This is a genomic window from Klebsiella sp. GW_Kp182 (assembly GCF_040062275.1).
Classification (GTDB): Bacteria; Pseudomonadota; Gammaproteobacteria; order Enterobacterales; family Enterobacteriaceae; genus Klebsiella; species Klebsiella michiganensis.
The window spans coordinates 12,715-24,270 of the sequence record NZ_JBEAFQ010000007.1; the positions used below are offsets into that span (position 1 = coordinate 12,715).

An 11,556-nucleotide genomic window follows, 5' to 3' on the forward strand; every position below is an offset into this window, starting at 1 on the left:
TAAAGGAGCCTGCTATGCCGCACGTTGATATTAAATGTTTTCCCCGCGACCTGAATGATGAACAAAAAGCGGCGCTGGCCGCCGATATTACCGAGGTGTTGATTCGCCACCTCAACAGCAAAGAGAGTTCAGTGAGCGTGGCCCTGAAGCAGGTTGAGCCGAGCGACTGGCAGCAGGTGTGGGACAGCGAAATCGCCCCGCAGATGGAACAGTTGATTAAGAAACCGGGCTATAGCATGTAACCCGGTTTCTTTCCCGGAGGCGATGCTGCGCATCTGTCCGGGCTACGCGTTCCCGGCGGTTTGCAGTCCGGTAGCCCGGGCAGGCGCTCTGCGCCGCCCCCGGGAGAGAGCGCGGAGTGGCAGAATTTCCCGGAGGCGATGCTGCGCATCTGTCCTGGCTACGCGTTCCCGGCGGTTTGCGGCCCGGTAGCCCGGGCAAGGCGCTCTGCGCCGCCCCCGGGAAGAAGCGCGTGGGCTGCTGTATTAAAACCAAATCTCCGTCTGCACGCCGAAGTTCCAGTTCCCCCCGGCGGTAAAGCCTTTACTGCCGAAATCATCGTTGATCGCGTAGCGATCCAGATCTTTATCCCAGTTCATCCACGTAACAAAGAAACGTATCTCCGGCCGCGCTTTAATATCCAATACATCGCCCACTTTAAACGTCGGGGCGAAGGTCAGCTTGTAAAAATCGCCGCTCACCGCCTGGTATTGATGCACGCCGCTGTCGTAGCGATAGGTTCGGCCGTTGGGATTCAGGTCCATATATTGCCAGGACGCCTCGTACAGCAGGGCGAAGTTGCGGGTGATCCCCTGGGAAACCCGCAGGTTGAAGGTTGCCCAATCGTAGCGGTCCCCGTCGCGATAGCGGTCTTCGCTATGCTGGGCGATAACCGATGGCGCAAGCTGCCAGTTTTTCCCCAGCGGCAAAATACCGTATGACGCAAAGCGCAGAGATTTGGCGTTTTCGGTAAGATCGCCGTCGCTGCCCGGCTGCCGCGCTTCGGCGCCCAGCCCGCCGCCGTACTGCAGGGCGCTCTCCGATACGCCCGGCGCCAGGCCATAAAACCGCTGCTTGTCGTGATACGCCAGCATCGCGTAGTAGCCGTTTTTCGCCGTATTATCGCTGCGCAGGGCGTAGCTGCCGGTCGTCGACGTCGTATCTTTCAGGTCATCGTTACCCTGGGCGGTCATCGCCGTGGTCATCAGCTGCCAGTTGTTCCAGAAGTGGTTGGCGGTAAACATCAGGTTTTGTATATCGTTATCCTGATAGTTATCGCTGCCCAGATCGCCAAAGCTGCGCGCATAGACCGAGTAATCGCCGCGCAGCGTACTGTTCCAGTTGACGTCATTGATCCCGCCGCCTGTACCGCCGAGGAACATAATATCGCTATCGGTAAAGTGGATATCGAAGTTATCGCGGTCGAAACGCTTGCCCGCCCAGATGGAGGCGCTCCTGAACGGCCCGGAAAAATCGGCGAAATTACCCATCTCGACGTACAGCTGGCGCACGTTCAGATGGTGGCTGTCGTTATCCTGCACCCACGGATCCGGGTTGGTCGCGCCGTCGGCAAGCATGGTTTTAAAGTGCGCCCACGACCCGTCGCTGAAGGTCATTTTTTTGCCGAAGCTGAGCTCCACGTAGTTATCTTTCTCATTACCGAGACGGCCAACGTGGGCGTCACCGTTGAGCGAACTGGCCGGCGAGATCCCCGGGCCGCCGCGCGCGCCTTTGCCGTGGCTGTTGACCAGCATTCCGGAGCGGGCGTAGGCGTTAAATTCAAAGCCGTCGGTAAGGCGGGTTTTCGCCAGCTGTTTGTCGGCAGCCTGCTGCTTTTGCTCCGTGGCATCGGTGCGCTGGCTTAACGTCTGCACCTGTTTTTCCGCCGCCGCCGCACGCTGTTCTGCCGCGCTGGTGCGCAGCTCCGCCTGCTGCGCCCGACGTTTAGCCTCTCCGGCCTCCTGCTCCGCATGATTAAGCCGGGCCTCCAGCAGCGCCAGCCGTTGTTCGACGGTGAGCGGAGCCGCATTTGCGCCGTAAGCCGAAAAAAGGGCGCAGCAAACCGCCGCGCTAATCAAAGAGATACGCATATTAATCCTTATTTTTTTCAGAGGTATGAAGGGTGTGCTGCGCCTTACAGGGCGTGGTTTTCTCCGGCGACTGACGACGAGTCCGACGGCGCGCGGCGTCCGGCATCAAGGTCGGCGCGGATCTGTTCATACTGGTCGTCGAGGCGATAGAAGCGGCCAATCCACAGCATTGAGGCGACAATCAGCAGCGCCGGGATATAGAGGTAGCAGGCTTTTATCGCCAGCATCGCGCCGTCGCTTTGGGCCTGATTGGCGATATAGCCGCCGTATGAGAGCAGTACCCCGGTAATAGCGCCCGCGCCCGCCATAGCCACTTTGCCAAGAAAGCCGTTGATAGAGGTTAAGATGCCGGCGGTATTGATGCCGGTTTTCCACACCCCGTAATCCACCGGATCGGCCTGCATGGAGAAGTAAATTGCCGTGCGCTGTCCGGCGCCAAGCGATAGCACCACCGCACCGGCAACCAGGCCCCAGCTGTTAACGCCTGCCGCCATCATCATGCCCATGCCGACCAGGTTGATCGCGCTGGCGACCAGATAAACGTGGCGCTTTTTCATCCGGCTGGCGAGCAGCGGCACGGTGAGGGTACCCAGCAGAGGCACGAAGGTAGAGATCCCGGCGACGATCGCCGTGAGATCGTTATTGCCGACGTAATAATGGAAAAAGTAGACCAGCGCCCCGGTCTGGAAGAAAAACGCGCCCCACATCAGGAAAATATTGATGGCGAAGACGAACCACGGCCGGTTGGCGCGCAGGCTGACCCAGGCGCGTTTTAAGGTCATGCGCTCCTGCGTAATGCTGATATTTTCCTTAACGTTCCGGAAGCTCACCAGCAGGAAGAAGGTGGCAATAACGCCGAAAACCACCGCCGTGTAGAAGAAGCCGTGCTGCTGATTGCCTTTCCCCAGCGCGCCAACCAGCGGCAGAGTGGCGACCGCGACGATGGTCGCGCCGAGCGAACCGAGCAGAATACGCACCGCCGACAGCGTGGTGCGTTCCCGCGAGTCGTTCGTCAGAAACGGCAGCATGGCGCAGAACGGAATGTTGACGATGGTATAGAGAAACGACAGGCACAGATAGGTGACAAAAGCGTAGATCAGCTTACCGGTGGTGCCGAAATCCGGCACGTAGAAGGCCAGAATACACAGCAATCCGAAGGGGATCGCGCCAATAAGCAGATACGGACGACAGCGTCCCCAGCGGGTGGCGGTATTGTCGATAACCAGCCCCATCAGCACGTCGGCAACGCCATCCACCAGACGCGTCACGAGAAACATCAGGCCAACGTAATAGGCGGGCAGGCCCATCACGTCGGTGTAAAAGAACATCAGATAAAGAGAGATCATCTGCCACACGAGGTTGCAGGAGAGGTCGGCGATGCCATAGCCAAGGCGCTGCCGCCACAGGGTAAAGGTTGTTTCTGCCATAAAAATACACTCGCTTATCGTTGTTGTTAAAGTCCGTACTGGCGAATAAACCAGGCCGGGGTGCAGCTCCACGCATGGCAATAACTGTTTATCAGTTTGCTGCCATAAGGGGAAAAATCAGGATGCGCCGGGTCGAAGATTTCCCAGAAGGTATCGGCGCCGTAGTCGACCATGGCTCCCCAGTAGGCTTTGATCTGCGCAATTGCCTCGTCGCGCAGCCCGCACTGCAGAAGGGCGGCGATATAGTGATGACGCAGGTAGGGTGTATTCATGGCGACAGCGGGGGGATTTTTCTCCAGGTTGCGCATGATCTCCCGGCGCTGCTGCGGCGTGCCGACTTCCGCCAGCACCAGCCAGATTTGCGATGCCCAGGAGACCTGCCGCCGGGCGCCGCTGACGTAAAAGCCCTGCTGCGGGTCCCATAACGCATCGAGGGCCGCCGCTTTGAGCTGCTGTAAACGCTGGCGATAGCTTGCGGCCAGCTCAGGTTCGAAACGCTCCGCCAGCCAGACGGCGCGCTGCAGGCAGTAAATCAGTACCCCCTGCGCCGCCGCCTGTTTATTCAGCGACGCCTGCCAGTCGATAAACACCCACCAGTCGTCGCTATCGCGCACAACGCCGGAGGCGTCGCAGCGGGTCAGCGCCAGTTCTACCTGACGACGCGCCGTGGGCCACAGCTCGCGGGCCGTGGCCATATCCTCCGCGCTTTGCAGATAGTTGTAGAGGACGTCGACAAAAAACAATGAATAATCAAAAAGAAAGGTATCGTCCGCAATGACATCCGGCTGCACGAACACGTTGGCCGATACCATGCCGTCCTCGCGAGTATGCCCGGCAAAAAGGTACAGGCAGCGGCGCACCAGATCGTGGCGTGCGAAGGTGACATCGTTGACCAGCGCCTGCAGACGTAAATCGCCGAGCCACAGGCGGCGGTCGCGTTTGGGGCCATCTTCAAACACTTCCTGCATGCAGTTTTGCAGGGTCAGCACGGCAACGTTATCGATGGTCCGGAGCTGCGGGTCGGAGGTTGTCGCCGCCGGGCATGCGCCGCTGGCCGAGGTGACCGCGTTAACCTCAATCTGGGTGAACTGCAGGCGAAACTTGCGCGAAACGGCTTTGACCTCCACCTTCAGATAGCGGAAGCAGTAGCGGCGCGGCAGGTCAATTTCGGCGGGCAGGACATCAAGCCACAGATCCTGCTGCTGCAGCCAGCTGCTGCTGAGCCAGCCCTGATAGTCGCTGAACGGTTCGCACACTTCGCTCAGCGTTTCGCCGAAGGTCAACTGCAGATGGGCCGGAGCGTCCGGCGGACTCCCGGCGCTCTGGCAGAGAAAATGCAGGTAGCCAACGTAGTGGCTGCCAAAATCAATAATGACGCTATCGCCGCTGCTCAGCTCGCGCTGGTAAAGCGCGGCCAGGGTGCTCACCGGCTCGGCGCGCCAGCCGAAGAGCGCCGCGGCGTCGGCGTGGGCTTCGACTACCGCGATCGGCGGGTGTGCCTGACGACTCAGCGCGGGCCGGAGCGCCTCGGCGGTACGTAAAAAATTCGGGTGGCGGGTCATCATGACCTGAGAATTATGCTGAATTGCCTGTGACATACTGCGTCCTCTGTGTTGATTTGTCCGCAGCATAAGACGCCGCCGCCCGCGGCAACCACTCTGGCAATGCCAATGCATCTGGCAAAATGGCACTGATAATGAGATGAGCGGGTCGCCGATCACAATTCCATAAATCTTGCTCGTGGCGGCCGGTTAAATGCATTATCTTGCCCCTGCGCCGTATGCCGTTTTGGACCCGATCGATGATGCTAACCGTTGAGTAATATTTCACCCATCCGCAGGATAAGCTGGGAATGTACGCCAGCGATCCGGAAGATAATAGCCATGAACATAGTCACGAGTTTGCTGAACTGGTGATCGTTGAAGAAGGACACGGCTTACACGTTATTAATGGCCGGCCATTATATATACAGCAGGGTGACGTTTTTTACGTTCAGCCGGGCGATGTTCACTATTATGATGAGCTGGGAACGCTTAAGTTAATTAACGTATTAATTAACCCACTGGTAGAATTTCATTATTTACAGCCTCTCGACATCTTATTGCAGACGTTCTCCGCACGAAAGGCTTCCTGCTACGGCTGGCTGGCGCCGGATACCCGCCATATCTGCAAGGAACTGGTAGATAAAATATTTTCTGCCGAGCTGCGGCGGGGGCAAAATATTGCCATGCGCGAAGCCGCCTTTTTCCAGCTGGTGACGACGATTCTGCATGCGGAAACCGAAGCCGAATATAGCACCACCAAATATAAGCTGCATAAATTGCTGACCTGGCTACAGGAGCATTGTTTTGAAGAACATAACTGGCCGCAGCTGGCGGAGAAATTCCACCTGACCACGCGGACCGCTTTTCGCCATATTAAAGAGGCGACGGGATTGACGCCGGATAATTATTTAAAGCGTCTGCGCTTAGTTTCGGCGCGCGTCAAATTACGCGAGACCGATATGACGATTACCGAAGTGGCTTATTTATGCGGTTTTGCCAACAGCAACCACTTTACCACCTTATATAAAAAGGTCTTTGGCCTGACGCCCAGCGAAGATCGGCGGCGTTTGCTGCGCTAGTTCACCTCCCGGAGGCGATGCTGCGCATCTGTCCGGGCTACGCGCCCTCAGCGGTCTGCGGTCCGGTAGCCCGGGCAAGGCGCTGTGCGCCGCCCCCGGGAGAGACGCGCAGGGTGGTGAAGAATTGCCCCGGAGGCGAGCGGGGCTATTCTTCCGGGGTATTGGCGCGGACGTGGCGGCCGCTGGCAACAAAGTTGCCGGTGCCGAGATGATGGAGGGTATTGATCTTATCGTCGTCGAACTGCCAGCGTCCGCTGACGAACGCGCGCTCATCGGCGGCGGCGGAAACCACTTCGCCAAACAGCGTATCGTACTGCTCCTGAGCCGCCGTTGCCGGCAGCAGTCGGCACTCCATCCATGCAAGACACTTCTCTTCAATCAGCGGCAAGCCCAGCTCCGGACCTTGCACGACCGGGATGCCGTAAGCGTTAAATTTATCCTCATCGCGTCCGCTGATGCTGCCGACCGCGTAGGTCCAACTGGCGGCCTCGACGCCGGGAACGACGATGCCAAATGCGCCGTTGCGCTCAATAATTTCCCGCGTCCAGGCGCTTTTATCTACCACGATGGCCAGCCTCGGCGGAGCGAACTCCACCGGCATCGACCACGCGGCGGCCATGACGTTGCGGCGTTGAGAGTGGGCGTCATAGCTGGTTATCAAAATTGTTGGGCCATGGTTGAGCAGGCGACTGGCGTACTGAAGTTCCACGTGGCGAAAACGGCTCATATGCGTTCCTTGGTAAATGGGTCTGATGCCAGACAACACGTTAATCCGCAATGAAAATGTAATCAATACGTCATCGAGGGTCCCTATAGTCGGCGTCACTAAGTCCCAAAGAGGATAACAATATGTTAGCTCCCCTGAATTTGTCTCAGGTGAGCGCGCGCCGGCGGATGTTGACCGCGGGCAGAGTCTCGCTTTCCCAACGGGAGGGCGATAATGCGCGCGCTTACCAGCATTAAACTCGACGGCGTTTCTTTCGCCTTCGGCGCTCACACCGTGCTTAATCAGATCGATCTGCATATCGATGCGGGCAGCATTGTTGCGCTGCTGGGGCCTTCTGGCTGCGGTAAAAGCACGCTGCTGCGCCTGCTCGCCGGATTAACCGTACCCGCCAGCGGCAGCATTCACTTTGGCGATCGCCTGGTGGCGAAAACCGGCTGGGGCTTGCCGCCGGAGCAGCGCGATCTCGGCATGGTCTTTCAGGATTACGCCCTGTGGCCGCACATGACGGCGGCGCAGAACGTGGCTTTCCCGCTGCGTATGCGCGGCGTCGGGCGTCAGCAGCGACAGCAACGGGTCGAGGAGGCGCTGGCGATGGTCGGTCTCAGCGGCTTCGCCGACCGCAAACCGTCGGGTCTTTCCGGCGGTCAGCAGCAGCGCGTTGCGCTGGCCCGCGCCATCGTCGCAGAACCGCGCGTGCTGCTGTTCGATGAGCCGCTCTCCAATCTCGACAGCGAGCTGCGCGAGTCGCTGTGCCTCGAAATGAGCCGCCTGCTGCGCCAGCTGGGCATCACTGCCGTCTACGTCACCCACGACCGTCGCGAAGCCGAACTGCTGGCCGACAAGATTATTCATTTATCTGCGGGCTGCATTGCCGCCGTCCGCGCCGTGACTTCAACCTCAGGGGAATCCGTATGAAAACCGTTATCACCGTTACCAAAGGAGCCGCGCTCGCGATGATGTTGTCCGCCACCACGATCTCCAGCGCCCAGGCGCTCACCGTCTACACCGCTGGGCCGGGCTCGCTGGCGAAAAACCTTGCCAGCGGCTATGAGAAGAAAACCGGCGTTAAGGTGAATATTTTCCAGGCCACCACCGGTAAGGTGATGGCGCGTCTCGAGGCCGAGCAGGCTAACCCGCAGGCGGATGTGCTGATTTCCGCCTCGTGGGATACGGCGGAAGATTTGCATCACCGCGGCTGGCTGCTGCCGTATCAGAGCGCCAATGCCGATAAGGTCCCGGCGAACCTGAAATCCACCGATTACGTTGCTCAGGGTATTTCGGCCCTGGGGATCGTCTGGAATACCAAAAGCGGCACCCCGGAGCCGAAAGAGTGGCGCGACCTGACCGAAGCGGCGTTCAAAGACAAAGTGACGACGCCGGACCCGGCGCTTTCCGGCGCGTCGCTGGATTTGCTGATCGGGTTACAGAATGGCATGGGCGATAAAGCCTGGGCGCTGTTTGATGCGTTAAAGAAGAATGACATGGTGGTCAGCGGGCCGAACGCCCAGGCGGTAACGCCGGTGATGCAGGGGGCGAAAGCGGCGGTATTCGGCGCGGTTGATTATGTCTCTTACGGCAATATCCATCAGGGCGAATCGCTAAAGGTGATTTTCCCGGCCAGCGGCACGGTCATTGCACCGCGGCCGATGATGATCCTCAAAACCAGCCAGCATGCTGACGACGCAAAAGCCTTCGTTGATTATGTGCTGTCGCCGGAAGGCCAGGCGCTGGTCGCCGACGCCTGGCTTATGCCCGCCCGCAGCGATATTCCGGCGAAGCGCCCGCTGCTCAACGAGCTGAAAATTCTGCCGACCGCAGGCGATGGCAATAGCGAACGTAGCGCGGTGCTTTCCCGCTTTAATACGCTTTTCGCCCAGTAAACCGACTTTTCCCCCGGGCTTCGAAAGTTGGCTCGGGCACATTCCCCGGAGGCGGCGCTGGCGCGCCTGTCCGGGCTACCGGACCGCAGACGGCTGTGACCCGTAGCCCGGCTAAGCGCAGCGCGAGCCGGGTAAGATCGTATCCAGGAATATACCGTGAAACAGAGACTTATTTCAGCGGGCACGCTGGCGGCGCTGCTGGTGCTGGTGGCATTGCCGCTGCTGTTTATTGTCCTCCAGGCAATTTTTCCCCAGTTTAGCGCCGGTTCGCTGGGCGGCGCGTTTAGCGGCGTATCAACGCTGATTGCCGACCCGCAGCTGCCGACGATGCTCGGCGGTACCCTGTGGGTGGCCTGCGGCGTGGCGCTGATGAGCGTGGTCATCGGTCTACCGCTGGGCGTCTTGCGGGGATTGTTTACTATCCCGCTGCCGCGGCTGTGGGATCTGCTCTTTCTGATCCCGTTTCTGACGCCGCCCTATATTGCCGCGCTGTCGTGGATGCTGATGCTGCAAAGTCATGGCTACCTCCAGCAGCTGACTGGCTGGGATCTTAACGATCTGCTTTTTAGCCGCATCGGGATCGTGCTGGTGATGACCCTCAATATCTTTCCGGTGGTCTACTTTGCCGTCTCGCGCAGCCTGTTGGCCAGCGGTCAGCGGCTGGCGATTGTCGCCCGGGTGCACGGCGCCAGCGCCTGGCGAGCGTTCTGGCACATCACGCTGCCGATGCTTTCTCCGGCTCTGGCGGCGGGGATGCTGCTGGCGTTTACCCTGGCCATTGAAGAGTACGGCGTTCCGGCGGCACTGGGGTCGCGGGCAGGGCTGGTCATGCTGACCGTAGGCATTGAGAAAAAGCTCGCCGACTGGCCTGTCGATCTGCCCGGCGCGTCGCTGCTTTCGCTGCTGCTGATCGCGGTGGCGCTGCTGGCCTGGTGGCTGCAAAAACGGCTGACTGGCGATAAAGAGGTCACCAGCGTCCCCGGCAAGCCGGGAGAGAATAGCGGGGCGGAGTTGGGCTGGCTGACGCTTCCGGCGGTGCTAGTGATGGCGGGCGTCGGGGGGCTGGCGGTGGTGATGCCGGGCGCGTCGATGGTGCTGACCAGCCTGATGAGCACGCTGTCGGGCGGTATCCACGCTGACAATGTTACCCTTCGTCATTTTGCCGCGCTGTTTGCTCAGCAGGGCGACGCGCTGTCGGCACTGGCAACCAGCCTTTCGCTGGCGCTGGCTTCGGCAGGGGTTGTCGGCCTGGTGGGGCTGCTCGCCGCCTGGCTGGTTGTGGTGCAAAAAATGAAGGGGAGCGCCTTTGTTGATGCGCTATCGCTGCTACCGGCGGCGCTGCCGGGCGTGGTGGTGGGCGTCGGGCTGATTCTGCTGTGGAACCAGCCGTTCTGGCCGGTGTCCCCCTACAACACCTGGTTTATGCTGCTGCTTTCCTACTGCTGTCTGCTGCTGCCCTGGCCGGTGCGCTACGTCAGCAGCGCGCTGCGTCAGCTTGGCAATAATCTCGAACCCGCGGCGCGGGTGCACGGCGCAACGGCACTGCAGGCGCTGCGACTGATCGTTCTGCCGCTGGTCTTTCCCGCGCTGCTGGCGGCGATGCTGATGGTGTTCGCCGTTGCCTCCCGCGAGCTGGTGACCTCGTTGCTGCTTGCGCCGGCCGGGACGCAAACCGTCTCGGTGTTTATCTGGCGCCAGTTTGAGCAGGGCTCGGCGGGAGAGGGAATGGCAATGGCATCGCTGACGCTCTTTACCGGTCTGGGGCTGATGCTCTGCGCGCTGGCGCTGATGCAGCGGGGCACGCGCGGATAAATACGATCGCACAAAATAGCTGGTCAGGCGAGAAAAACAGGCTATAAATGTCGGACACCGATTGCTGGAGGCATTGATGAGTCCCTTTTTAAGCGCCTATTTTTCTCGTCTGGGCTGGACGGGCACCCCGGACGTTTCACTTCACACCCTGCGCGAACTGCATATTCACCATAACGGCGCGATCCCCTTTGAAAATCTGGATGTGCTGCTGCCCAGAGAGATACATCTCGACGATCGCACCCTCGAAGAGAAGCTGATTCACGGTCGTCGCGGCGGCTACTGCTTCGAGCAAAACGGCCTGCTGGAAAGAGCGCTGCGCGAGATCGGCTTTCCCGTGCGCAGCCTTCTGGGGCGCGTGGTGCTGGCCAATCCGCCGCATATGCCGCCGCGTACCCATCGGCTGCTGCTGGTGGAGGTGGAGGGGGAACGCTGGATTGCCGACGTTGGTTTCGGCGGCCAGACCTTGACCGCGCCGATTAAGCTGCTGGCGGATATAGAACAATCCACCCCGCACGGCGAATATCGCCTGATTTACGAAGGGGAAGAGTGGGCGCTGCAGTTCAGCCATCACGGGCACTGGCAGTCGATGTACCATTTTGATTTAGGTCGCCAGTACGCTTCCGACTATGTGATGGGCAACTTCTGGTCGGCGCACTGGCCGCAGTCGCACTTCCGCCATCATCTGCTGATGTGCCGCCACTTGCCGGACGGCGGCAAAATGACGCTGACCAATTTCCACTTTACCCATTGGGATAAAAACCACGTTGTCGAAAAGCTCGATTTAGCGGACGTTCCGGCGCTGTATGAGGCGCTGCAAACGCGTTTTGGCCTCGGCGTGGATGATGCCAAATACGGCTTTAGCGAAGCGGAGCTGGCGGCGGTGATGGCGGCGTTTGATACCCATCCCGAGGCCGGAAAATAAATATCGTACAGGAACCGTTGGCTGGATAAGGGATGACTGTCAAACGGGGATGTTACCCGGCTTGCGCTACGCTTA

At 59.6% G+C, this 11,556-nt stretch carries 10 protein-coding genes; 6 read left to right on the top strand and 4 right to left on the bottom strand.

All coding sequences use genetic code 11. The annotated features are described in order from the left end of the window. Window positions 1-14: 14 nt before the first annotated feature. Window positions 15-242: a tautomerase PptA gene (gene pptA, locus ABLU88_RS08550; protein ID WP_004850668.1), complete on the top strand. Its 228-nt coding sequence runs from the start codon at window positions 15-17 to the stop codon at window positions 240-242. 243 nt (window positions 243-485) lie between these two features. Here the strand turns inward: pptA and ABLU88_RS08555 are convergent, their stop codons facing one another. From ABLU88_RS08555 to ABLU88_RS08565, 3 genes are read right to left on the bottom strand one after another with little or no spacing between them, the layout of a single operon-like run. Next, window positions 486-2,090 (bottom strand): carbohydrate porin, encoded by a 1,605-nt coding sequence (locus ABLU88_RS08555; RefSeq protein WP_048263006.1) that lies wholly within the window; start codon window positions 2,088-2,090, stop codon window positions 486-488. 44 nt (window positions 2,091-2,134) lie between these two features. Further along, the gene (locus ABLU88_RS08560; protein ID WP_154905563.1) at window positions 2,135-3,517 is read right to left on the bottom strand and encodes a glycoside-pentoside-hexuronide (GPH):cation symporter; all 1,383 of its coding nucleotides are present in this window, start codon (window positions 3,515-3,517) and stop codon (window positions 2,135-2,137) included. 26 nt (window positions 3,518-3,543) lie between these two features. Beyond that, the gene (locus ABLU88_RS08565; RefSeq protein WP_154919035.1) at window positions 3,544-5,115 is read right to left on the bottom strand and encodes a family 78 glycoside hydrolase catalytic domain; all 1,572 of its coding nucleotides are present in this window, start codon (window positions 5,113-5,115) and stop codon (window positions 3,544-3,546) included. 254 nt (window positions 5,116-5,369) lie between these two features. Between ABLU88_RS08565 and ABLU88_RS08570 the strand changes: the two genes are divergently transcribed. After that, window positions 5,370-6,140: a helix-turn-helix domain-containing protein gene (locus ABLU88_RS08570; protein ID WP_348836310.1), complete on the top strand. Its 771-nt coding sequence runs from the start codon at window positions 5,370-5,372 to the stop codon at window positions 6,138-6,140. Window positions 6,141-6,285: 145 nt separating this feature from the next. Here the strand turns inward: ABLU88_RS08570 and ABLU88_RS08575 are convergent, their stop codons facing one another. Next, window positions 6,286-6,867: a flavin reductase family protein gene (locus ABLU88_RS08575; RefSeq protein WP_004850682.1), complete on the bottom strand. Its 582-nt coding sequence runs from the start codon at window positions 6,865-6,867 to the stop codon at window positions 6,286-6,288. 210 nt (window positions 6,868-7,077) lie between these two features. On the opposite strand from ABLU88_RS08575, the gene ABLU88_RS08580 reads away from it, so the two are divergent. The 4 genes from ABLU88_RS08580 (at window position 7,078) to nhoA (ending at window position 11,481) form a co-directional block, all read left to right on the top strand. After that, window positions 7,078-7,782, top strand: coding sequence for an ABC transporter ATP-binding protein (locus ABLU88_RS08580; protein ID WP_160740895.1), 705 nt, complete (start codon window positions 7,078-7,080; stop codon window positions 7,780-7,782). Beyond that, the gene (locus tag ABLU88_RS08585; RefSeq protein WP_200913541.1) at window positions 7,779-8,747 is read left to right on the top strand and encodes an ABC transporter substrate-binding protein; all 969 of its coding nucleotides are present in this window, start codon (window positions 7,779-7,781) and stop codon (window positions 8,745-8,747) included. Before ABLU88_RS08580 ends, ABLU88_RS08585 begins: the two co-directional genes overlap by 4 nt. A 156-nt stretch (window positions 8,748-8,903) precedes the next feature. Further along, entirely contained in the window at window positions 8,904-10,559 is a 1,656-nt protein-coding gene (locus ABLU88_RS08590) for an iron ABC transporter permease (protein ID WP_348836311.1), read from the top strand. Window positions 10,560-10,635: 76 nt separating this feature from the next. Next, window positions 10,636-11,481, top strand: coding sequence for an N-hydroxyarylamine O-acetyltransferase (nhoA, locus tag ABLU88_RS08595; protein WP_032693479.1), 846 nt, complete (start codon window positions 10,636-10,638; stop codon window positions 11,479-11,481). Window positions 11,482-11,556 lie beyond the last annotated feature (75 nt).

Coding starts and splice junctions, on each gene's coding strand:
- pptA (WP_004850668.1), top strand. CDS start 15: ATGCCGCACGTTGATATTAAATGTTTTCCCCGCGACCTGAATGATGAA.
- ABLU88_RS08555 (WP_048263006.1), bottom strand. CDS start 2,090: ATGCGTATCTCTTTGATTAGCGCGGCGGTTTGCTGCGCCCTTTTTTCG.
- ABLU88_RS08560 (WP_154905563.1), bottom strand. CDS start 3,517: ATGGCAGAAACAACCTTTACCCTGTGGCGGCAGCGCCTTGGCTATGGC.
- ABLU88_RS08565 (WP_154919035.1), bottom strand. CDS start 5,115: ATGTCACAGGCAATTCAGCATAATTCTCAGGTCATGATGACCCGCCAC.
- ABLU88_RS08570 (WP_348836310.1), top strand. CDS start 5,370: ATGTACGCCAGCGATCCGGAAGATAATAGCCATGAACATAGTCACGAG.
- ABLU88_RS08575 (WP_004850682.1), bottom strand. CDS start 6,867: ATGAGCCGTTTTCGCCACGTGGAACTTCAGTACGCCAGTCGCCTGCTC.
- ABLU88_RS08585 (WP_200913541.1), top strand. CDS start 7,779: ATGAAAACCGTTATCACCGTTACCAAAGGAGCCGCGCTCGCGATGATG.
- nhoA (WP_032693479.1), top strand. CDS start 10,636: ATGAGTCCCTTTTTAAGCGCCTATTTTTCTCGTCTGGGCTGGACGGGC.